At 57.2% G+C, this 22,825-nt stretch carries 21 protein-coding genes; 17 read left to right on the forward strand and 4 right to left on the reverse strand.

Annotated elements, in window-relative coordinates; all coding sequences use genetic code 11:
* Positions 1 to 347: 347 nt before the first annotated feature.
* Positions 348 to 3,440, reverse strand: a complete 3,093-nt coding sequence (gene rne, locus G5229_RS09770) for a ribonuclease E (protein ID WP_421209027.1) — start codon at positions 3,438 to 3,440, stop codon at positions 348 to 350.
* 413 nt (positions 3,441 to 3,853) lie between these two features.
* On the opposite strand from rne, the gene rluC reads away from it, so the two are divergent.
* Positions 3,854 to 4,795, forward strand: coding sequence for a 23S rRNA pseudouridine(955/2504/2580) synthase RluC (gene rluC / locus G5229_RS09775; protein WP_421209028.1), 942 nt, complete (start codon positions 3,854 to 3,856; stop codon positions 4,793 to 4,795).
* The gene (locus tag G5229_RS09780; RefSeq protein ID WP_421209029.1) at positions 4,795 to 5,457 is read left to right on the forward strand and encodes an HAD family hydrolase; all 663 of its coding nucleotides are present in this window, start codon (positions 4,795 to 4,797) and stop codon (positions 5,455 to 5,457) included. Before rluC ends, G5229_RS09780 begins: the two co-directional genes overlap by 1 nt.
* A 100-nt stretch (positions 5,458 to 5,557) precedes the next feature.
* Here the strand turns inward: G5229_RS09780 and G5229_RS09785 are convergent, their stop codons facing one another.
* A complete protein-coding gene (locus tag G5229_RS09785; protein WP_421209030.1) occupies positions 5,558 to 6,139 on the reverse strand; it encodes a Maf family protein in 582 nt (193 codons plus the stop codon).
* Between the two features lie 118 nt (positions 6,140 to 6,257).
* On the opposite strand from G5229_RS09785, the gene yceD reads away from it, so the two are divergent.
* The 15 genes from yceD to G5229_RS09860 all read left to right on the forward strand — a co-directional run bounded on the left by yceD (position 6,258) and on the right by G5229_RS09860 (position 18,440).
* Entirely contained in the window at positions 6,258 to 6,779 is a 522-nt protein-coding gene (gene yceD / locus G5229_RS09790; RefSeq protein ID WP_421209031.1) for a 23S rRNA accumulation protein YceD, read from the forward strand.
* 19 nt (positions 6,780 to 6,798) lie between these two features.
* Positions 6,799 to 6,966, forward strand: coding sequence for a 50S ribosomal protein L32 (gene rpmF, locus G5229_RS09795; RefSeq protein WP_005300935.1), 168 nt, complete (start codon positions 6,799 to 6,801; stop codon positions 6,964 to 6,966).
* Positions 6,967 to 6,975: 9 nt separating this feature from the next.
* Positions 6,976 to 7,995: a phosphate acyltransferase PlsX gene (gene plsX / locus G5229_RS09800; RefSeq protein WP_224970102.1), complete on the forward strand. Its 1,020-nt coding sequence runs from the start codon at positions 6,976 to 6,978 to the stop codon at positions 7,993 to 7,995.
* Positions 7,996 to 8,002: 7 nt separating this feature from the next.
* Complete coding sequence (locus G5229_RS09805; RefSeq protein WP_040065495.1) at positions 8,003 to 8,962, forward strand: beta-ketoacyl-ACP synthase III; 960 nt, start codon at positions 8,003 to 8,005, stop codon at positions 8,960 to 8,962.
* A 71-nt stretch (positions 8,963 to 9,033) separates the two neighbouring features.
* Positions 9,034 to 9,969, forward strand: coding sequence for an ACP S-malonyltransferase (gene fabD, locus G5229_RS09810; protein WP_421209064.1), 936 nt, complete (start codon positions 9,034 to 9,036; stop codon positions 9,967 to 9,969).
* 13 nt (positions 9,970 to 9,982) lie between these two features.
* Positions 9,983 to 10,717, forward strand: coding sequence for a 3-oxoacyl-ACP reductase FabG (gene fabG / locus G5229_RS09815; protein ID WP_005333159.1), 735 nt, complete (start codon positions 9,983 to 9,985; stop codon positions 10,715 to 10,717).
* A 158-nt stretch (positions 10,718 to 10,875) separates the two neighbouring features.
* Positions 10,876 to 11,112, forward strand: coding sequence for an acyl carrier protein (acpP, locus tag G5229_RS09820; RefSeq protein ID WP_005300909.1), 237 nt, complete (start codon positions 10,876 to 10,878; stop codon positions 11,110 to 11,112).
* 82 nt (positions 11,113 to 11,194) lie between these two features.
* Entirely contained in the window at positions 11,195 to 12,436 is a 1,242-nt protein-coding gene (gene fabF, locus G5229_RS09825) for a beta-ketoacyl-ACP synthase II (protein ID WP_421209032.1), read from the forward strand.
* A 68-nt stretch (positions 12,437 to 12,504) separates the two neighbouring features.
* On the forward strand, positions 12,505 to 13,311 hold the full coding sequence (gene pabC, locus G5229_RS09830; RefSeq protein ID WP_421209033.1) for an aminodeoxychorismate lyase: 807 nt from the start codon (positions 12,505 to 12,507) through the stop codon (positions 13,309 to 13,311).
* Positions 13,301 to 14,302 carry an endolytic transglycosylase MltG gene (gene mltG, locus G5229_RS09835; protein WP_279487180.1) on the forward strand — a complete coding sequence of 334 codons (1,002 nt, stop codon included), beginning with the start codon at positions 13,301 to 13,303 and terminating at the stop codon, positions 14,300 to 14,302. The genes pabC and mltG overlap by 11 nt, the downstream gene beginning before the upstream one ends.
* Positions 14,302 to 14,943: a dTMP kinase gene (gene tmk / locus G5229_RS09840; RefSeq protein WP_219594256.1), complete on the forward strand. Its 642-nt coding sequence runs from the start codon at positions 14,302 to 14,304 to the stop codon at positions 14,941 to 14,943. Before mltG ends, tmk begins: the two co-directional genes overlap by 1 nt.
* Entirely contained in the window at positions 14,928 to 15,875 is a 948-nt protein-coding gene (holB, locus tag G5229_RS09845) for a DNA polymerase III subunit delta' (RefSeq protein ID WP_421209034.1), read from the forward strand. The genes tmk and holB overlap by 16 nt, the downstream gene beginning before the upstream one ends.
* Positions 15,876 to 15,900: 25 nt before the next feature.
* The gene (locus tag G5229_RS09850; RefSeq protein WP_421209035.1) at positions 15,901 to 16,680 is read left to right on the forward strand and encodes a TatD family hydrolase; all 780 of its coding nucleotides are present in this window, start codon (positions 15,901 to 15,903) and stop codon (positions 16,678 to 16,680) included.
* A gap of 286 nt (positions 16,681 to 16,966) precedes the next feature.
* Entirely contained in the window at positions 16,967 to 17,995 is a 1,029-nt protein-coding gene (locus G5229_RS09855; RefSeq protein ID WP_337072244.1) for a tyrosine-type recombinase/integrase, read from the forward strand.
* Positions 17,996 to 18,167: 172 nt separating this feature from the next.
* On the forward strand, positions 18,168 to 18,440 hold the full coding sequence (locus tag G5229_RS09860; protein ID WP_421209065.1) for a RepB family protein: 273 nt from the start codon (positions 18,168 to 18,170) through the stop codon (positions 18,438 to 18,440).
* A gap of 226 nt (positions 18,441 to 18,666) precedes the next feature.
* Here G5229_RS09860 and rsmF read toward each other — a convergent pair whose 3' ends face one another.
* The gene (gene rsmF, locus G5229_RS09865) at positions 18,667 to 20,097 is read right to left on the reverse strand and encodes a 16S rRNA (cytosine(1407)-C(5))-methyltransferase RsmF (RefSeq protein ID WP_337072242.1); all 1,431 of its coding nucleotides are present in this window, start codon (positions 20,095 to 20,097) and stop codon (positions 18,667 to 18,669) included.
* A gap of 144 nt (positions 20,098 to 20,241) precedes the next feature.
* Complete coding sequence (locus tag G5229_RS09870; RefSeq protein ID WP_421209036.1) at positions 20,242 to 22,794, reverse strand: MlaD family protein; 2,553 nt, start codon at positions 22,792 to 22,794, stop codon at positions 20,242 to 20,244.
* Between the last annotated feature and the right edge of the window lie 31 nt (positions 22,795 to 22,825).

Consider the following 22,825-nt stretch of genomic DNA (forward strand, 5'->3'; position numbering starts at 1 on the left):
ATCGAATATCATTTTTAACGAGTCGGAAGATAGAATGAAAATCTTGAGCCGGTTTAACAAACCTTTACGACACAGACACAGTTTGCTGTCGCCAAGCTCCCGGTTCAAACAGAGGAGAGAGTCATGAGCCAGTCTGTGGCTTGGTCAATGCCATGCGGCGTATCGGTAGCGGATTTGTTTGTCCATATCCGAGGTATTACTGACCGGAGTCGGGTGTTCAAGAGGATATTTGCATTAGGTTCCTCATCCAAACTCCTTATCGATGAAGCTCGAGCAATCTATGTCATGAAGATAAAAAAAGAGCCACACAATGGTGTGGCTCTCGATTTAGTCGTTACCGGTGGATATCAGGGGCGGCCGGCCGGGCAGGTGGCCACGTTGACGGCGGCAGTGCTGCCACCGTGACGACCTGATGTGCTCACTTCGTTGCGTACCAGCGGCGGGTAGTTAACCGGCTCACGAGCAGGCAGGGCAGGGGCTTCGGCGGGGGTTGCCATCGGCGCGGATGCTTTGCGGGCACGAGCCAGCAGGCCAGCTCCGTGAGCTACCTGTTTGGTGACGGCCGGAGTCTCTTCCACCGCAACGGCAGCGACAGGAGTCAGGGCTTCGACAACAGCAGCTGGCATTTCGACTGCAACAGGTACAGCTTCCACGACAGGAGTGTTGACTGCAGGGGCTTCTTCAACAACCGGAGCGGTTTCAACCACGGTTGCGGCAGCCACGTCGACAGCCGGAGCGTCGACAACGGCAACTTCCGGCTCTGCTGCAACCACGACCTCAGCGACAGCTGCAACAACCGGGCTGGCAGCCACATCGGCTGGAGTTGCTTCGACCTGGGCAGCAGCCTGCTCGGCCGCTTCTTCAGCAACGGCTTCGACAACCACATGCTCGGTCAGTGCCGCAGAGGCTTGCAGAGCAGCAGCGACGGCTTCAGCGCTCGGGATGGTAACAACAGGCACTACCGGCTCTTCAACCTGCGCTTTGGCAATATCTGCCTGGGCTGCGGTGGTCAGAGTGGTGGTATCTTGCTGTTCTTCGTCACGCTGGCTGCGGACATCTTCGTTGATGCGCTTGCGGCGCTGACCTTCGATACGCTGGCTGCGCGGAGTGCGGCGTGAACGGCGCTGGCCTTCACTCTGCTCTTCCTGCTCGTTACCCACGGTGGCATCGATCACTTCAGCTTGCGCTGGTACTTCGTCAATCGGCAGGGCAGGGGTGTCAGCAGCGGCGACATCGACGCGGATCTGCTTGCGCAGTTGGCGACGTTCGCGGCGCTCGGCCACTTTCTGCTCTTTCTCCTGACGTGGCTGGACGGCAGTTGCATCAACGCCGTCTACCGCTTCAACAACGACTTCGGCGCGCGGCTCACGGGGAGCACGAGGTTCACGGGCTGGACGTGGCGCACGTTCCTGGCGCGGCTCGCGAGGTTCGCGCTCCTGACGGGGTTCACGTTCCATGCGCTGTTCGCTACGCACCTCACCACGGGCTTCACGCTCCTGACGAGGCTCGCGCTCTTTGCGGGGACGGCGATTGCGGTTTTCACCGGCTTCGCGGTTGCCACCTTCACGCTTCTCGCCAGCTTCCGCATTGTTGCGGTTGCCACGATTGTCGTCACGACGGGGACGCTGACCACGGCCACGACCTTCTTCGCGCTGGTGGCGTTGACCTTCATCCTTGCGTGCTTCACGAGCAGCAGGTTTCTCGGCGGGCGCTTTCACGTCGGCAGGGGCTGCATCGCTGCTGAACAGGCCGGTAATGCCTTTGATCAGCTTGCTGAAGAAACCGGCTTCGGCAGGGGCCGCAGCAACGGGAGCCGCTGGCTGTTGCGGTGCAACAGGGGCTGGTTGTGCCGGTTGGGCAAAGCCTTGCAGCAGCGGTTGCTCGCGCTCGATCACCTGAGCTTGCTTCGGTTGGTAGACCGGCTTGGCAATCTCGGTTTTCAGCTCGTAGCTGGCTGCTTCCGGGATCTCGTTCTGACGAATGCGGGTTACTTCGTAGTGCGGGGTTTCCAGATGCTGGTTCGGAATGATGTAAACACGCACATCATTGCGCTGCTCCAGACTGGCGATGGCGGCACGCTTCTCGTTAAGCAGATAGGCGGCAACATCCACCGGCACCTGGCCGTGAACCTGCTCGGTGTTGTCCTTCATGGCCTCTTCTTCGATGAGACGCAGGATGGACAAGGCGAGAGATTCGTTGTCACGGATCACGCCTTGACCCTGGCAACGGGGGCAGATATGGCTGCTGGATTCGTTGAGGGAAGGGCGCAGACGCTGGCGAGACATCTCCAGCAGACCGAAACGGGAGATCCGGCCCAGCTGGATGCGGGCACGATCCTGATGAACCGCTTCACGCAGACGGTTTTCCACTTCGCGCTGATGGCGAACCGGGGTCATGTCGATGAAGTCGATAACGATCAGTCCCCCTAAGTCGCGCAGACGCAATTGACGGGCAATTTCGTCGGCCGCTTCCAGGTTGGTTTGCAGCGCAGTCTCTTCGATATCGCCGCCCTTGGTGGCGCGGGAGGAGTTGATATCGATGGAGGTCAGTGCTTCGGTCGGATCGATAACGATGCTGCCGCCGGAGGGGAGGCGCACTTCACGCTGGAAAGCTGATTCAATCTGGCTCTCAATCTGGAAGTGGTTGAACAGGGCAACTTCACCCTTGTACAGCTTTACACGGTTGAGGAAATCGGGACGTACCAGCTCGATATGAGCCTTGGCGCGTTCGAAAATCACCGGATTGTCGATCAGGATCTCGCCCACATCGCGACGCAGATAGTCACGGATGGCACGCACGATGACGTTGCTTTCCTGGTGGATCAGCACCGGCGCGGCGCGCTCCTGAGAGGCCTTGTGGATGGAGTCCCAGTGGTTGAGCAGAACGTTCAGATCCCACTCCAGCTCTTCTGGCGACTTGCCCACACCTGCGGTACGTACTATCAGGCCCATGCCTTCCGGCACGGTCAATCCGCTCAGGGCTTCTTTCAGTTCAGTCCGCTCATCACCCTCGATACGGCGGGAGATACCACCGGCACGGGGGTTGTTGGGCATCAGTACCAGGTAGCTACCTGCCAGGCTGATAAAGGTGGTGAGGGCTGCACCCTTGGTGCCACGCTCTTCCTTGTCGATCTGGACGATAACTTCCTGACCTTCGCGAACCACTTCTTTGATGTTGGGACGACCCTGATAGGAGTAACCGGAGGGGAAGTAATTGCGGGCGATCTCCTTCAACGGCAGGAAACCGTGGCGCTCGGCGCCGTAGTCGACAAAAGCAGCTTCAAGGCTGGGTTCTACGCGGGTGATCTTACCCTTGTAAATGTTCGCTTTCTTCTGCTCGTGTCCCGGACTTTCAATATCCAAATCGTAGAGCTGTTGTCCGTCAACCAGCGCTACGCGCAACTCCTCTTCTTGAGTTGCGTTGATAAGCATTCTTTTCATTGAGTTCTCATTATTGTGTCATTTTGATTTCCTCCATCTGGGTCCTGCCAGCGCCGGCCTCGGGTCTTCAGCATACTGGGGCAACCTCCCGGTTGGGGTATGCATGAGGCGCAAACTAAGGGCGTTCTGGTCATCACTTCTCGAGAAGGAATGAATAAGGATGCCGAAATGGAGACAAATAAACGGTGATGTTTGTGTTCTCCATGCGTTGTACCTCGCACCCGGGAACCGTCATGTTCTTGTATACACGGTGTTTCGGGATTGGGTGGCATACTTTTTGGCCACTTAGTACAAGGCTTGAACACAATGACAAAACCTTGTTTATTATCCCATTTAAACCTCTTTTATAGCAAGGCGCCATTTTTCAACAAACCATGCAGCCAAGGGGCGCTGGCAGTGTTAAAATCCGCGCCATGACACAGATACAACAAGTGCAGCTGCTCACCATCGAAGCTGAGCATGACGGGCAGCGCATCGACAACTTTCTCAAGACTCAGCTAAAGGGCGTCCCCAAGAGCCTGATCTATCGCATCCTTCGCAAAGGCGAAGTGCGGGTAAACAAAAAGCGCATCAAACCGGAGTACAAACTCTGCGCAGGTGACGAGGTGAGGGTGCCCCCCGTGCGCGTTGCCGAGAAGAATGAGCTGCCTTCAGCTAACCTCGGGGTTATCCAGCGTTTGGAGAGCCAGATCCTGTTCGAAGACGATGCCATGATCGTGCTGAACAAGCCCTCCGGCATGGCAGTACACGGTGGCAGCGGCCTGAGCTTTGGCGTGATTGAAGGGCTGCGAGCCCTGCGGCCGGAAGCCCGTTTCCTCGAATTGGTTCATCGACTGGATCGCGACACCTCTGGTGTATTGCTGGTTGCCAAGAAGCGCAGCGCCCTGCGTAGCCTGCATGAGCAGTTGCGCGTCAAGACCATGCGCAAACAGTATCTGGCGCTGGTACGCGGCAAATGGCAGGCTCACGTCAAAGTGGTCAATGCACCGCTGCGCAAGAACGATCTGCAGTCTGGCGAGCGGGTGGTGCGGGTCAGCGCCGATGGCAAGCCCTCGGAGACCCGCTTTCGCATCGTGCGTCAATTCGCCGAAGCGACCCTGGTCGAGTGCAGCCCCATCACCGGTCGTACCCACCAGATCCGCGTGCACACCCTGCATGCCGGTCATCCGATCGCCTGTGACGATAAGTACGGTGAAGCGGCGTTTGACGATAAAATGCGCAGCCAAGGTCTGAAACGGCTCTTTTTGCATGCCTGGAAGCTCAGCTTCACCCATCCGGCCGATGGTCGCGAAATGCAGGTAGAAGCGCCGCTGGCACCTGAACTCGACAACTTCCTCAACGGCTTGCCACGCTGATGCAGGATATCCGGCTCGCCATTTTCGATTGGGACGGTACCCTGATGGATTCGGTGGGCCGGATTGTGGCCTGTGTGCAGGGGGCCGCCAGAGATTGTGAGCTGGTGGTTCCTGCACCAACCCAGATCCGGCAGATCATCGGATTGAGCCTCGATGTCGCCATGTCCCGTCTGTTCCCCTTATGCAGTGGCAGTGGCGCCACCAGCGGTGGGCGCCAGATTGCCGCGCTCATCGATCGCTATCGTCATCACTATCTGCACGATGCCACCCCCAGCCCGTTGTTTTCCGGGGCAGGGGAGTTGCTGCATGACTGGCAGTCACGAGGGCTGCAACTGGCCGTCGCTACCGGCAAATCGCGCCGTGGGCTGGATCGGGTATTGGATGAGACCGGACTGCGCCCGTTGTTTTTAACCAGTCGCGGGGCCGATGAGGCTCGCTCCAAGCCTGATCCGCTGATGCTTGAGCAGATCCTGGACGAGCTGGGGCTGTCACCCCGGCAGGCGGTAATGATCGGCGACTCTGTTCACGATATGGCGATGGCCGAGGCGATCGCCATGCCGCGTATTGGTGTCACCTGGGGGGTGGATAGCCGCGATGCCCTCAGTCGTCACGGGCCAGTGGCGGTGGTGGATTCTATGGCGGCTCTTCGCGGGCTGTTATAGACGCCTCTCTTTAAGAGACATCGATCTGATTGATAACAGAAGCCCGGTCTATTGACCGGGCTTTTTATATGCTCGATCTAGCTTATCTATTCGTCCGCGATCAGGGCAGGGCAATACCGTGGCGCTCCAGCAGCTCGATCAGGCCGATCAGCGGCAGACCGATCAAGGCGTTAGGATCGCGCCCTTCCAGCCCCTTGAACAGCACGATCCCCATCCCTTCGCATTTGAAACTGCCCGCACAATCGAGGGGCAGCTCAGCCTCTACATAGCGGCGAATGGCGGATTCGTCGAGATCGCGAAAGTGGACCGTAAACGGTTCAATCAATTGATGAATCTCATTGGTTGCAGCGTTAAGTACGCACAGCCCGGTGTAAAAGGTGACGCTGCGACCTTGAGCCGCCATCAGCTGGGCGATGGCATTGTCGATGGTGCCCGGTTTGCCGAGGATGCGGCCATTGCAGACACAAACCTGATCAGATCCGATGATCAGCCCGTGATCACGACTATTTGCAATGGCCTGGGCCTTTGCCCGGGCAAGTCGGGCCACCAGCTCCTGAGCGGATTCATCTGCCAGTGGTCGCTCGTCTACGTCGGGAGCCGCACATTCAAAGGGGAGGCCGAGCTTCTCCAGCAGGGCTTTACGATAGCGAGAAGTTGAGGCGAGGATCAGATTCTGTGGCATAATCAGGTACCGATGAAAGCGAGTACCGGCATTCTAGGGACTTGTGACGTTAAAATCATCGGCGGTAAGGACTTTTTCCTTTGACTATCAGTTGTTGGACCTATATTATTCGCGCCCTATGCAAAAGGTGAAGTTGCCCGTTAAGGTTGATCCAGTCCGTAGTGCCTTGAAGCTGCTCGATTACATCGGGATAGTGGAAAAGTCGCAGATGCCCAGGCTGGAGGAATCAACCGCTGGCTTGCAGAGTGATATCGATGTATCACTGCACTTTGGCAAAGATGTCCAGAAGTTGACCGTTATGAAAGGCACTGCCCATGCCAAGGTTAACCTGGTTTGCCAACGTTGCGGGGAGACATTCGAACACCTCTGTGAAGCTGAATTTATCTACACTCCGCTGTTCGAAAGAACAAACGAGGAAGAACTGCCGGAAGCTTATGAGCCCATTGAGTTGGACGAAAACGGCGAGATAGATCTTCATCAAATCCTGGAGGATGAACTCATCCTCTCGTTGCCTCAAGTCGCAATGCATTCTCTGGATGCATGCCCGAGAGGAAACATGGAGATGACCTGGGGTGAAATCGAACCTGCTGATGAGCGGCCGAATCCCTTTGCAGTTCTTGAAGAGCTTAAACGTAAGTGAATTTAGGAGTTAGCCTACAATGGCCGTACAACAGAACCGTAAAACCCGTGCCAAGCGTGGCATGCGTCGTTCCCACGATGCGCTGACCACCGCTGCCCTGACTGTTGATCAGACCAGTGGCGAAATTCATCGTCGTCACCACGTGACTGCCGATGGTTTCTACCGCGGTAAAAAGGTAATCGCTTAAGGATTGCCTTTGTCTACGCAAACTGTCGCGCTAGACATCATGGGGGGAGATATTGGCCCCTCGGAAACAGTGCCTGCCGCCGTGCAGGCACTGTCTCTTTTACCCCAGCTAAAACTGATCCTGGTCGGCGACCAGCACCAGACCTTCTCTCTGCTGCAGCAACATGGCTTGCTGAATCATCCCCGCGTTCGTTTCGTACATGCATCCCAAGTGGTTGGCATGGGCGATAAACCGATCGTGGCGCTGCGTACTCTGAAAGACTCCTCCATGCGGGTGGTACTCAATCTGGTGAAAGCCGGTGAGGCCGATGCCTGCGTCAGTGCCGGCAATACCGGTGCGTTGATGGCGATGGCCAAGTGCGTGCTCAAATCCCTACCCGGGGTAGACAGACCCGCCCTTATCAAGGCGTTGCCGACATTGAGCGGGAAACGCACCGTGATGCTGGATCTTGGCGCTAACGTCAGTTGCGATGCGGATACCTTGCTGCAGTTTGCGGTGATGGGCTCCGTCGTGGCTGAAAAGGTAGAAGGCATAGCATTACCTCGTGTTGCCTTGCTCAACATCGGCGAGGAGGAGATCAAGGGCAACGATCTGGTGCGCCACAGCGCCGAATTGTTGCGTCAGTGCCACGCGCTCAATTATGTCGGGTTCGTCGAAGGGGATCGCATCTTCAGCGGCGACAGCGACGTGATCGTCTGCGACGGTTTTGTCGGTAATGTCGCCCTCAAGACGGCAGAAGGGGTGGTGCGGATGATGGCCCACCTGGCCGGATATCCCCGCAAGAAACGCACTTTTCTTGGCCAGATCGCCGGATTTATGTTCAAACGGCGTTTTTCTTACCTGAACCCCGACCAGTATAACGGGGCAAGTCTGTTAGGATTGCGCGGCATTGTGGTAAAAAGTCATGGGCGGGCCGAACGGCGCGCTCTGTGTAATGCGATCCTGCTGGCCGCACAAGAGGCCAAACATCAACTTCCACTGCAAATAGCAGATCGCCTTGAAGCTGTCTTCTCTGACAGGGATCTATAAGAACTCTATGCATAGCAAAATTCTGGGTACTGGCAGCTACCTGCCGAGTTCAGTGCGTACCAACGCCGATCTCGAGCAGATGGTTGAGACCAGTGATGAGTGGATCGTGGAACGCACCGGTATCCGTGAGCGCCGTATTGCCGGGGCTGACGAAACCGTTGCCACCCTCTCTTACCAGGCCGCCCTGCGCGCCCTGGATGCAGCCGGCTTGACCGCTGCCGATCTCGATATGATAGTGCTGGCCACTACCAGTGCTGAAAATGCCTTCCCGGCTGCCGCCTGCGAGCTGCAGGGGCTGCTCGGCGTTCCGGGCATTCCTGCCTTTGACGTGGCTGCAGCCTGCGCAGGCTTCACCTACGCACTTTCCATTGCCGATCAGTTCGTCAAATCCGGCGCCGCCCGCCATGTGCTGGTCGTCGGGGCCGATGTACTCTCCCGCATGTGCGATCCACAAGATCGCGGCACCATCATCCTGTTTGGTGATGGGGCAGGGGCTGTGATTGTCGGTGCCAGCGAGACGCCGGGTATCCTCTCTACCCATCTTCATGCCGATGGCCGTTATGGCGAGCTGCTCAAGCTGCCGCACCCTCGTCGCGGCATGCCGGGTGCCGAGCTCGAAGCCTATATGTATATGAAGGGCAACGATGTCTTCAAGGTCGCGGTCACCCGTTTGAGCGAGATCGTAACCGAAACCTTGGCCGCTGCTGGCATCGAGCCGAGCGAGCTGGACTGGCTGGTGCCGCATCAAGCCAACTTCCGCATCATCAGCGCCACAGCCAAGAAGTTGGGTATGAGCCTCGATAAAGTGGTGCTGACCCTCGACAAGCACGGCAACACTTCTGCTGCGTCCGTCCCTGTCGCCTTCGATGAAGGGGTGCGGGATGGCCGGATCAAACCGGGTCAGCTGGTACTGCTGGAAGCCTTTGGTGGCGGTTTCGCCTGGGGCTCGGCGCTGGTTCGCCTCTGATCTTCGGCGGGATGGTGTCTCCATCATCCCGTCACCGATTTCATTTTTGTCTTATCTAAAAGGAATCAATGATGACCCAATTTGCCATTGCCTTCCCGGGACAAGGTTCCCAGTCCGTTGGCATGCTGGCCGAGCTGGCCGAACAACATGCCGTGATCAAGGAGACCTTCGCCGAGGCGAGTCAGGTGCTGGGTTATGACCTGTTTGCCCTGGTGATGGATGGTCCGGTTGAAGATCTGAACAAAACCTGGCGCACCCAGCCTGCGCTGCTGACTGCCTCTGTCGCCCTGTGGCGCCTGTGGCAACAGCAGGGTGGGGCAACGCCTGCCATGATGGCGGGTCACAGCCTGGGTGAGTACTCTGCGCTGGTTTGCAGCGGCGCACTCGATTTTGCCGATGCGGTCAAACTGGTCGAGTTGCGTGGTCTGGCTATGCAGGAAGCGGTACCGGAAGGCACCGGCGCCATGGCGGCCATCATCGGTCTGGATAACGAATCCATCGCCGCCAACTGCGAAAAAGCGGCACAAGGGCTGGTGGTCTCTCCGGTCAACTTCAACTCCCCGGGCCAGGTGGTTATCGCCGGTCACAAAGAGGCCGTTGAGCGCGCCAACGTGCTGATGAAAGAGTCGGGCGCCAAGCGTGCGCTGCCGCTGCCGGTCTCCGTGCCGTCTCACTGCGCGCTGATGAAACCTGCCGCAGAAAAACTGGCAGCTGCGCTGGACGGGATCGAGATCAAGGTTCCAACCATCGCTGTCATCAATAATGTCGACGTATCCTGTGAACAGGATCCGGCTGCCATCAAGCAAGCGCTGGTACGTCAGCTGTTCAGCCCGGTTCGTTGGACCGAGACTGTCGAGCGGATGGCCAATGAGGGCGTTACCCTCGAGATCGAGATGGGACCGGGCAAAGTGTTGACCGGGCTCGCCAAGCGTATCGACAAGCGCGTGGAAGGTATTCACGCCAACGATGCCGCCTCTTTCGAGCAGGCGCTGGCCCAGATCAAGTAAACAGGAGCAAGTGATGAGCTTTACCGATAAGGTTGTGTTGGTGACCGGTGCCAGTCGTGGCATCGGCCGTGCGATTGCCGAAACATTCGTGGCCCGTGGCGCGAAAGTGGTCGGTACGGCGACCAGCGAGAGCGGTGCCGAGGCGATCAGCGCCTATCTGGGCGAGAATGGTTGCGGCATGGCACTGAACGTGACCAGCCAGGAATCCATCGAAGCCGTCTTCGCCGCCATCAAGGCGCGCTTTGGCGACATCGACATCCTGATCAACAACGCGGGTATCACCCGTGACAACCTGTTGATGCGGATGAAGGATGACGAGTGGAACGAGATCATCGATACCAATCTGACCTCGCTTTACCGTCTGAGCAAACCGGTGTTGCGTGCCATGATGAAGAAACGTCATGGTCGCATCATCAGCATCGGCTCCGTGGTGGGAACCATGGGCAATGCCGGTCAGGTCAACTATGCTGCCGCCAAGGCAGGTCTGGTTGGTTTTACCAAATCGTTGGCGCGGGAAGTGGCATCCCGTGGTATCACAGTGAACGCGGTTGCTCCCGGTTTCATCGAAACCGACATGACCCGTGCCCTGAATGACGATCAACGTGCCGGCATCATGAGTCAGGTGCCTGCCGCCCGTTTGGGTGATCCAAAAGAAATTGCCGCAGCTGTGGTATTCTTGGCTTCTGATGAAGCAGCCTATATCACCGGCGAAACCCTGCATGTTAATGGCGGGATGTACATGGTGTAATCAATTTGTCGTAAGATCTGTTCAAATTTGCGATAGTACGCCGAAGTTTGGCACATTTCGTGGTTTGACCAGCGGCAAGCTACTTGCAAACTCACGTCAATTGAATAAACTACCCCAACCAGACGCAAATAGCGTATTTTTAAAGGAAAATTCAGGTCATGAGCAACATCGAAGAACGCGTAAAGAAAATCATCATCGAACAACTGGGTGTTAAAGAGGAAGACGTTAAGAACGCTGCCTCCTTCGTCGACGACCTGGGCGCTGACTCTTTGGATACCGTTGAACTGGTAATGGCGCTGGAAGAAGAATTCGATACCGAAATTCCTGATGAAGAAGCCGAGAAGATCACCACTGTTCAAGCGGCTATCGACTACATCACCGCTAATCAGGAATAAGTTCCTGTTCTAAGAGAAGCGGCCCAAGGGCCGCTTCTTTTGTATTTGTTCCTTTTCAAAACACCTCTCGGAGACTACCTCAGTGTCAAAACGCAGAGTCGTGGTGACCGGCTTGGGGATGCTTTCCCCGGTGGGTAACACTGCCGAATCCAGCTGGCAAGCACTGCTCAACGGGCAGAGCGGCATTTCCCTTATCGAACACTTTGATGCCAGCGAGTTTGCAACCCGCTTCGCAGGTCTGGTCAAGGATTTCGATCCCGAGCAGTACGGTATCAACCGTAAAGACGCTCGCAAGATGGATCTCTTCATTCAATACGGCATCGCGGCCGGTATGCAGGCGCTGGATGATTCCGGCCTGACCATCAATGAAGAGAATGCCGAACGTGTCGGCGTGGCGATTGGCTCCGGTATCGGCGGTCTGGGTCTGATTGAACAGAACCACGAAAGCTTGGTCAACGGCGGCCCGCGCAAGATCAGTCCCTTCTTCGTTCCGTCCACCATCATCAATATGGTGTCCGGTCATCTTTCCATCATGAAAGGTCTGCAAGGGCCGAACATCGCCGTGACTACCGCCTGTACCACAGGTACCCATGCCATCGGTATGGCTGGCCGGATGATCGCTTACGGTGATGCCGATGTGATGGTCGCCGGCGGTGCCGAGAAAGCCTCCACCGCGATGGGGATGGGTGGTTTTGCTGCTGCCAAGGCACTCTCCAACCGCAACGACGAGCCGCAAAAAGCGAGCCGTCCGTGGGATAAAGATCGCGATGGTTTCGTGCTGGGTGACGGTGCCGGTGTACTGGTACTGGAAGAGTACGAACACGCCAAGGCCCGTGGCGCCAAGATCTACGCCGAGCTGGTCGGTTTTGGCATGAGCGGTGACGCGTACCACATGACTGCGCCTCCTGCAGATGGCAACGGTGGTGCTCGCGCCATGAAAAATGCTATCAAGGATGCCGGCATTGCTCCCGAGCATATTGGTTACATCAACGCGCACGGTACCTCCACCCCGCTGGGTGATGTGGCCGAGCTGCGTGGCATGAAGTCGGTGTTTGGTGAGCACGCCAAATCCCTGATGGTGAGCTCTACCAAGTCCATGACCGGTCACCTGTTGGGCGCCGCCGGTGCCATCGAGGCGATCATCACAGTGTTGGCCCTGCGTGATCAGGTGGCTCCGCCCACCATCAACCTGGACAACCCGGATGAAGAGTGCGACTTGGATCTGGTACCCCATGTGGCCAAGCCAGGCAGCTTCGAGTACGCCCTTTCCAACTCGTTTGGTTTTGGCGGCACCAATGGCTCACTGATCTTCAAACGCGTATAATTTGCCGCAGGGCAAAGACACAGGCCCGATACTGCCGGTATCGGGCCTTTTTTATCGGAGGGATCCCTTTGCTTATCAATGGCATGAAGCTTGATACCATCTCGGCCTATGATCGGGGGCTGGCTTATGGTGACGGTCATTTCACCACCATGGCGGTCAGGGAGGGTCGCGTGTTGCAGTGGCCTGCCCATCTGGCACGGTTGCAGCAGGCGAACAACCGGTTGGGATTGGTTGAACCGGACTGGGGTCTCTTGACCCGGGAGGTTGAAGAGATGGTGGCCGAGCAGCCACAATGCGTGGCCAAGGTGATCCTGACCCGCGGCGAAGGGGGGCGGGGCTATGATGGCAGCGGATGTCAGCACACAACCCGGATTGTCACTCTGGCGCCATTTCCCACTCACTATGGCCAGTGGCAACAGGAGGGGATCGAGATAGTGGTGTGCCGCCAGCGGATCGGTGATGCGCCTATGCTGGCCGGGCTTAAAACCTTGAATCGTCTGGAGCAGGTATTGCTGAAAAGCGAACTTGTCAGCCGAAATGCAGTCGAAGGGATAGTGCTTAACAGTCGTGGTTTTCTCATTGAAGGGGTCAGTGCCAATCTGTTTTGGCGTCGGGGCAAGACGGTGTTTACGCCCGATCTCGCCCGCGGTGGTGTCGATGGCATCATGCGTCGCCAGGTGATGGCGATGTTGAAACAGATGAGTATTGAGTTGCGTGTGGTAGAGGCTCCGCTGGAGTCACTATGGCAGGCGGAAGAGGTGTGGCTCACCAATACCCTTATGGGGGTCGTGCCGGTCAATGGCATCGAGGATATTCACTATCCCCCAGCGGTATTGAGTCGCCGTTTACAGGAGCGTTTGGTCATTGAAGTTTAATCGGCTTTACACCCTGCTCGCGGGGGCGGCACTGACGGTAGCCGCTGCCGGGGGCTATGTACATTACAAATGGCAACAGGTAGAGACGCTCACCAACAAGGGGCCGACCCGGCTCTTTACGGTGGAGAAGGGCGCCCATGCGGCGCGCCTCATTGCCGAACTGGGTGAGGGGGAAACCAGCCCCTGGGCGGTGCGGCTCTGGCTGCGCAGCCATCCCGAACTGGTGGCCATCAAATCGGGCACCTATGAAATCAAGGAAGGGGCCCCTCTCAAGGAGACCCTTTCTCTGTTCGCATCGGGTAAGGAGTTTCACTTCAGCCTCACCTTCGTCGAAGGTTCCCGTTTCGAGGATTGGCAGAAGCAGCTCTACAGTGCCCCATACCTTGAGCGATTGACCGTCGAGCAATCCGAAGCCGACCTGGCGCAGGAGCTCGGCATCGAGAATGGCAAGCTGGAGGGGTGGTTCCTGCCGGAAACCTACGCCTATACCACCCATGCCAGCGATCTCTCGATCCTGCGTCGTGCCCATCAGGATATGGAGACTTTCCTGCAGCAGAGTTGGGAGAAACGTCAGGCCAACCTGCCTTACAAGACCCCCTACGAGGCGTTGATCATGGCCTCAATTATTGAAAAAGAGACCGGCCAGCCGGATGAGCGGGCGCAGATCGCCTCGGTGTTTGTCAATCGTCTGCGTCTGGGCATGAAGTTGCAAACCGATCCCACCGTCATTTACGGGGTGAAAGATCGCTACGATGGCAACATTCGCCGCAGCGATCTGACCGACAAGAATCCCTACAACACCTATGTGATCGATGGTCTGCCGCCCACGCCTATTGCCATGCCGGGCAAGGCCTCCATCGAAGCTGCGCTTAACCCCAAGTCGACCGACTATCTCTACTTTGTCGCCAAGGGGGGCGGTGCCCACTATTTCTCCAAGACCCTCGATGAACATAATCGGGCGGTTCGCGAATACATATTGAAGAAACCCTAATGTCTAAATTTATTGTGATCGAAGGATTGGAAGGGGCAGGGAAGAGCTCGGCTGTGCGTTATGTGACCGACTATCTGCAGCGTCACGGCATCGACCGGATCGAGTGCACCCGCGAGCCGGGTGGTACGCCACTGGCCGAGCGGATGCGGGCCATCGTCAAAGAGGTGCACGACGAGCGCCTCACCATCGAGGCGGAATTGCTGCTGATGTATGCCTCCCGGGTACAACTGGTGGAGACCCGGATCAAACCCGCGCTGGCCGATGGTGTCTGGGTGGTGGGAGATCGCCACGATCTCTCCTCCCAGGCCTATCAGGGTGGCGGCCGTGGTATCGATGCACAGCTTATCGGCGCCATCAAGCAGGCAGTGCTCGGCAACTTCAAGCCGGATCTCACCCTCTATCTCGATATCGATCCCGCCCTTGGCTTGCAGCGCGCGCGCCATCGCGGCGAGCTGGATCGCATCGAACTGGAGCAACTGAGCTTCTTCGAGCGTACCCGAACTCGTTATCTCGAACTGGCCGCCAAGGATGATTCCATTGTGGTGATCGATGCGTCGCAAACGCCGGATCAGGTCAAAATGGCCATCGAGTGTGCATTGGATCACTATCTGTCGAACGAGCCGCTATGTATCCCTGGCTGATCCCCGACTGGCATGCCCTGAGCCAGACAGCCCAGTCCGGTCGTCTCGGTCACGCCTGGTTGTTGCTCGGCGATCCCGGTCTTGGCAAGGAGCAACTGGCCGAGCGGTTGGCGCGTTTGCACCTTTGCCAGCACCCCGATCGCGGAGAACCCTGCGGTCATTGCCACTCCTGCCAGCTGTTTGACAAGGGTAACCACCCGGATCTCGGCACCATCGCTCGCGACAGCAAGACCATTGGGGTGGAAGCTATTCGCGAGATCTGCACCCGGCTACAGGGCTCTGCCCAGCTCGGCCGCGGCAAGGTGGTGATCATTCCTGATGCGGAGCGGATGACCGAATCGGCGGCCAACGCCCTGCTGAAAACCCTGGAAGAGCCGGCCGGCGACAGCTTGTTGTTGTTGATCGCCTCCCAGGTTTCGCGGTTGCTTCCCACCATTCTCAGTCGCTGTCACAAACATGTTTGTCAGTTGCCTGCGGAAGGGGAGACGGTACGCTGGTTGGCCGAGCAGGGTCATCAGGCCACGTTGGCTCAGGTGCGGATCTGTCAGGGGGCCCCGCTGCGGGTACTCGACTATATCGAGCAGCAACAGGACGGCACTCGCCGCGAATTGCTGGAACAGTTTGTCGCTCTGAATCAAAGCCCGATCAAGGCGACGGCACTGTGCAGCCAGCTGGGTCAGGAGACGCAGGTCAGGTTGCACTGGTTGCAGCTCTTCTTGTGCGATGCCCTGAAAACCCAGGCCGGATGTGGTCACCATCAACTGGCAATGCCGGATCTGGCAATTTTGAGCCAACGGCTGGCGGAGCAGCACTCCAGCGAAAAACTGCTGGAGGCAGAACAAGATCTGGTTGCCCTGAAAGCGGCATGCCAGCCGGGTCAGCTCTCCAATCCCACCATCCATCTGATGAACTGGCTCAGTCGCTGGTTATAAGTACCGACAAGCAGAAAGGTTTTATATGTTACTCGTTGATTCCCACTGTCATCTCGATCGCCTCAGCTATGGCAGCAAGCAGACCAGCATGGCTGATGTACTGGCCAAGGCCGCGAAACTGGACGTGGGATATTTTCTCTGTGTCAGTGTGACTCAGGTACAGTTCCCGACCATGCTCGAGGCGATCGCGCCCTATCCCCAGGTGTTTGCCTCTTGCGGGGTACACCCGCTCAATCAGGAACGCGGTGTCGATGCCGAGTTGCTGCTCAAGCAAGCTGCCGATCCACGTGTGGTGGCCATCGGTGAGACCGGTCTCGATTACTTTTACTCGCCCGAGAACAAGGAAGTTCAGCAAGCCTCTTTCCGCGAACATATCCGGGTTGCTCGCGCGCTGAACAAGCCGCTGATCATCCACACTCGTGATGCCCAGCAAGATACCTTGCAGATCATGCGTGAAGAGGGCGCGGATCAGGTCGGCGGTGTGCTGCACTGCTTCACCGAATCCCTCGAGATGGCGCAAGCGGCGATGGCGATGGGGTTCTATATCTCAATCTCCGGGATCGCCACCTTCAAAAATGCGTCCGCCCTGCAAGAGGTGGTCAAGGCTCTGCCCCTCGACAGATTGCTGGTCGAGACCGACTCGCCCTATCTTGCCCCCGTACCGCATCGGGGGAGGGAGAACGAACCCGCCTTTGTGCGAGACGTTGCGCAGTTTATTGCTGACCTGCGTCATATTCCGCTCAATGAATTGGCAGAAGCCACCAGCCGGAATTTCTTTGAACTGTTCAACCTGGCGAAAAAATAATCCCCAAGCCCCGTTATTCGGGGCTTTTTAATTTTCAAATACCAAGCTGATTACCCACCTGAATATCAACACCGAGCTGCGTTATCTCTCACTTCTTCCTTCAAATGTTACTTTTTCGTTTTTGCTAAACCGGGTCGAATGATATTCCTATGTTTCCTTTATTCAGCGTGGTCAATGGGTATTAAAATAGGATGCTCTAAGTATCGATAATATTCATTATCGATACTTGATGTGTGTGGAGGATCCTGTAAGATCCTATCAAACTTCATATGAATCATAGTGTTCCGTGGCATATCCATCCTTATCCAATCCGGCTCATCAGTCACTGCAGACTATTTTCGATGCACAGCTAAATAGTCGGGCACGCCGCTTTTTGCGCAGTGCAAAAGCGGATTCCACCCTCAATGCCTATCAGGCGGATACCCGTATTTTTGTCTTCTGGTGTCAATTACACGGGCTGGATCCGCTGCAAACGACCCATCACGACATCATGAATTTTCTCGCTGATCAAGCCGACGGCGTATTGGCCGACTGGGTATGGCTGGATAAAGAGGAGGGGAAGGGAGAACTGCGTAATGGCGAGCCTCGAAAACCAGCAACCCTGGTGAGACGGCTGGCGGGGATCCGTTATGCCTTCAAGCAGAAAGGCATTCACCCGATGCCGACCGAACATCCCGAAATAAAGGAGATGATGCGCGGTATTGTCAGGTTGGGGGATAACCGCAAGCACAAAACCGGTGCCCTGACGCTGCAGCCTTTGACCCAGGTGCTGGATGGCATCGACACCAGGGAGCTCGCGGGTTTGCGTGATCACACCCTGCTGCTCCTGATGTTCAGTGGTGCTTTGCGCCGCTCGGAAGCAGCCCGGATTGAGGTGAGCGATCTCGATTTTGTGGGGCAGGGGATCCGCCTTCGCCTCAAACCGAGCAAACATCAACTGCATGAAACCGAGATAGCCCTGATCCCGGGCAAGCACTATTGCCCCGTATCGGCACTGCAAAACTGGCTACACAAAAGTCGGATCAGCGAGGGGCCGCTGTTTCGGCGCATGAACCGCTGGGGTCAACTGATGGCCGAGCCACTCGGCCCCCAGGGCATCAATTTGATGATCAAACGCCGAACCGGCCAAACCATCGACGATCTTTACGTCAGTGGCCATAGCCTGCGGCGCGGATTTATCACCTCGGCGGTGACTGCCGGCAAGCCAATGAACAAGATCATCGAGGTAACGCGCCACAAGGATATGCGAACCCTGCAGGAGTACTTCGATGACGCCCATAAATTCTCCGATCATGCCCTTGATGGCTTGCTTTGACACAACTGCGTCACTTAGTTTTTTATGTTAAATGATATCTTGTTGATCTGATGATATATTTGTCGCGCAGCCAACAGCCCAAAGGGGAAGGGCATCTTCCAATGGATAATGGCATGTGATGAGAGATAACAAACTCAGAAATGTAATATCGCAAGGACATATGAGCCAAGAAATGACAGTGCGTGAAGTGCAAGAGGCGGGGCCCCAAAACAATGCCGAGCGGCAGCGCCAACATGTAAAACGCAAGCAGGAGACCCATACCCGGCTGCAATGCTGGATCAGCAATCGCCACGCCGAGCGATTAGCCGCTCTGGGTCTTCATCTCGAAGACAGTCAGGCGTCACTTATCGAGCAGGCGATCGACCTGCTCTACCAACATGAGCTGGGTCGAGAACCTCTTTTTGAAAACAGAGTCGCCACACCGGTCGAAGAGACCGTCGAATAGACACAAGAGTGAAGTAACAGCGATACGTGAAGAGATAAAAAAAGCCAGGTACGAATTCCTTGTACCTGGCATAGGGGAATTGGCTCCTTGCAGAGCCGTGCGCTAACTGGTGTTCGGATTGTCTTAAGCTTAGACAAGGCTCAAGGCTTTTCAAGATCCGAAGAAAAGTTCAACCAGAGTGTGGGTATTTCAGACTCGTTCAAGTGCTGATGCACCGAACGACTCACTACGCATTGAACAGATTGTTGTCACGCACCAGCTCGCGGGGAAGGGCATTCTTGACCCGACTCCCCACCCATTTCCCCATGCCCAGGGTATACCCCTGATAGCGGACGATCACCTCGCCAGCGCCCGCATCCTGTTCTGGCCAGACGTCCCGTCCCATCATGAATTCCCGCGCATTGGCGCTATCCAGCTCGACCACGCCCTTGCTCGCTTTATCGCCATAGGCCAGTGCCCACTCATGAGTGAGGCGATAACCTTTCTTGAAGGTCTCGGCCAACTTGATGCCGATGCGATCGAAACGCAACTTGCCCTGCACCTGATCAAAGCTCTGGGGGAAGAGCCAGATCTCGTCATTGCGGCCAAACAGCTGACCCTGCGGTGCCACCCCGAAGTTGGCTTCAATCTCGCGCAATATGGGTTCAGCCTCTTTGGCAGGAAGCGGCGCAAAGGGGAATTTACCCAGCTTGCCCGGCTTGAACATGGTGTTGGGCACCGAGTGATGCTTGCGCAATCTGGCGACGAAAAAACCTTCACTGTCGAAGATCTGGGGCCAAACGTGCAGGTATCCTTCGGATGTGCAGGCCTGCTCTGCATGGGGGAACAGGTCGGCCAGCGAGTCAAAACTCAAGGCATCGCCAAACTTGTCCAGCAGGGATTGGCAGACCGCCTGATTCTCCTGCTCACTCAAGGTACAGGTGGAGTAGACCAGCACACCACCCGGTTTCAGGGCATGGAAGGCGCTCTCCAGCAACCCTTGTTGCACCGCAGCAATCTCGTCGATGCTCTCGATACTCCAGTTGCGCAATGCATCTTCATCTTTTCGCACCGTCCCTTCACCGGAGCAGGGGGCGTCTAGCAGGATGGCGTCGAAGGTCTCAGGCAACCACTGGCCAAATACTTTGGCATCAAAATGGGTCATGCCCACATTGGTCACCCCGCAGCGCTGGATATTGGCGCTAAGCACTTTCAACCGGCTGCTGGAAAACTCGTTGGCAACCAGCATCCCCTGATTGTTCATCAGGGCGGCTATCTGGGTGGTCTTGGAGCCGGGGGCCGCCGCCGCATCCAGCAACATGCCATCCGCTTTGATCTTGTCGCTGGCAAAGAGTGCCGTCACCGGCAGCATGGAGCTCGCTTCCTGAATGTAGAAGAGCCCGCTCAAATGCTCGGCGGTGTTGCCAAGGGGGACAGTTTCATCGCTGCGGGTCAGCCAGAAGCCGGTATCACACCAGGGCACAGGGTCGAGCTGCCAACCCAGTGGCTCCATCAGGGCGACGAAATCCGAGACTGCGATCTTCAAGGTGTTGACCCGAATGCTGCGGCGCAGCGGACGTCGACAACTGGCCACAAAGTCATCCATCGAGAGATGGGCCGGCATGATGGTTGCAATGTGGCGTAAAAAGTAATCGGGAAGGAAGGTGTTGTCGTGCACTGTGCCATCTCGTTGACCGAAAAAGAGGGGCGATATCCTATCACAAGGCTAAGAATATTCTGAATCTGAACCCTATCAACAGGCACTGGAATATAAAAAAGCCCGGCACTGTGCCGGGCTTGGATGAGATACAAAGGGAAGAGATCAGGGCTGGATACGCGGACTCCACTCCAGCCACTCTTTCTCGGCCTTGCCGTAGAGCGGATAGCTGTGACCAGCCTTGACGGTTGGCCCCATCTCTTTCTCCGGGGTATTGAAGGCGATGCCGCCGGCCAGCAGGCTCTGCACCGTCTCCACTTCGATGGTGCCGCCAGTCAGGCCAATATCCGCCTTGACCCCGGAGACATTCCAGAAACGGGAGTTGGTCCGCACCAAATGGGCATACTCCTGATCCACGTTGACATCGATCACCACCTCGCTACCATCCCGAGCCAGCGCCACTTTGGTGACACTGCCGACCACCATCTTGCGAAACAGCAGCGGGCTGCCGACGCTCAGGCCATTGACGGAGGGGCTCTTGAGGGTCAGGGCCAGACCCACCGGGCCGACCTGACTCAAGGGGAAGCGATCTTTGCCAGCGCCTTTACCGGGTTGTGCCTCTACAAACGCCCCCTTGATCAGGGTATCGAGGTGAGCAACCCCGCCTAATCCCAGCTTGGCTTGCACCAGAGTAAAGCGGGCGCCGGACTGCAGGAAACGCTCGGCGTAGTGGCCATCGAGCTCTGCCTTGAAGATCACCTGACCCAGTGACGGCTCCAGCTCGATCTCTTCAATTTTGCCGATATCGACACCGCGATAGCGGATCGGGCTGCCAATCCCGAGCCCCGGATTGCTCTCTGCCACAAGTGACAGCTGGCGCACCTTGGCCTTGGCTTGCTCCTTGCTATCAAAAAGTTGATGGCTGCTGCGGCCATTGGCCAGCCGATCGAACTCGATGGCGCCGCGCAGCAGGGTACCGAGGTTGCCCACCTTGACCTGCACCCCATCGACCCGCACCTTGGTGTCGATGGCCGGTTTTTTCCAGAATTGGGGTTGCTGGGCGAGGAGGGGAGCATAGACCCCATCAATCTCGAGTTCGATCTCGACCCCCTCTTTGGCGGCGAGCAGCTGTTTGACCTTGCCCGCTTCCAGCCCCAGATAAAGCACTGGCGAGCCAATGCCAATGCCATCGGCCTGATCTGCCTTGAGCAACCAGCGCCGGGGCTTGGCATCACGGGTACCGAGCAGTGCCAGCTCCTGACTCGGGTAGAGACGGTTAAGCCGCTCGCCACTGCTGGCTTGTACCAGCTTGATCCCGCCCCCCAACCAGGCACTGGCCGGACTGGTTTCTACCTTGATGCCGCTCAGATCGGCATCGATCTGCAACGGGGCGGCGCGATAGAAGCGGGCACGGTTGAGCAGGTGACCATAGTTCGGCGCCATCACCAGCTCGACGCTGGCATTGCCGCGCGCATCCAGGGTGAGCTGGCTGATACGGCCCACCTGCAATCCCTTGTACCAGACAGGTGCATCCTGATTGAGCCCCGCCAGATCGTCAGCCTGCAGCGTCACCTTGGTGCCGCTCTGGGGGGCGCGATCGGTCAGGGTCATCTTCTGTACCGGTTTGCCCGCTACATAGTCGAGGCGAATGGCCGGGCCGGAGAGCAGGCGATCTGCATGCTGCACGCCGGTCGCGGAGAGAGAGACGCTCTCCCACACCAGTTGACTCTTGTCGGTAATGCGATAAGCCTGCTCCGGGTTGATCAGCGCTGTGACCATCCGGCCTTTGTCGGTGAGGCGAATGGGGTCGATACGACCGATCTCGATCCCCTCATAGAGGATGGGCATCCCCTCCTTGACCGGAAGATCGCCAGCCGCAATGTCGATACGCGCACCGCGCGCTGCTTCCGCCAGCCCTTTGTAGAGGACGAAAGTCTGTCCCTTCTCCGGTTCCGGTGAATCTTTGGGCGAGTCAAAGGCAATGCCGCCGCTCAGAATGGAGGTGAGGCTGCCGGCCTCCACGCTGACGCCAGCCAGACTGAAGGAGCCCTTGATGCCACTGATGTTCCAGAAGCGGGTATCAGCTTTGACCAGATGTTCAAAACGCGGCTCGATCACCAAATCCAGAATGACGTTCTGGTTGTCTTGACCCAGGCGCGTATTGATGACGCTGCCAACCTCGATACCGCGGAAATAGAGCTTGGCGCCAATCCCCACAGAACCCAGCGAATCGGCAGTCAGGTGCAGCATGCGCCCCTGAGCCTGATAGCCGGGAGGAGGGCCCTCCAGTGCATCAAAGGTCTCCTCCAGCGGATTGCTTTCACGCCCCGGTTGCAGGTTGATGTAGTTGCCGGAGACCAGGGTATCGAGGCCGGAGATCTCGGTGAGCGACGCCTTGGGGCTCACCAGCCAGAAGTCGGATCCCTTGCGGATCAGCGGTCTGGCACGGCTGTCAATCTTGGCCATCACCGCAATCTTACGGCCATCTTCAGCCAGCTCCAGCTCCTGCACCACACCGATGGCCACCCCCTGATAACGAACCTGGGTTTTACCCGGCAAGATGCCGTTGCCCTGGGCGAAGTTGATCTGGATAAGCTGGCCACGGCTCAATACCTGCTGATAGAGAAAGCCACCCGCCAGCAGCAGGGCTATCAGGGGTAACAGCCAGACCGGCGATAACCAGCGGCGCTTTTCGATGACGGGTTCAGCCCCGATCATAGTGACTCCTTATTGGCTGGATTAAACAGCA

It is taken from the genome of Aeromonas sp. 602396 (genome assembly GCF_049173735.1).
In the GTDB taxonomy this organism is placed as follows: domain Bacteria; phylum Pseudomonadota; class Gammaproteobacteria; order Enterobacterales; family Aeromonadaceae; genus Aeromonas; species Aeromonas veronii_A.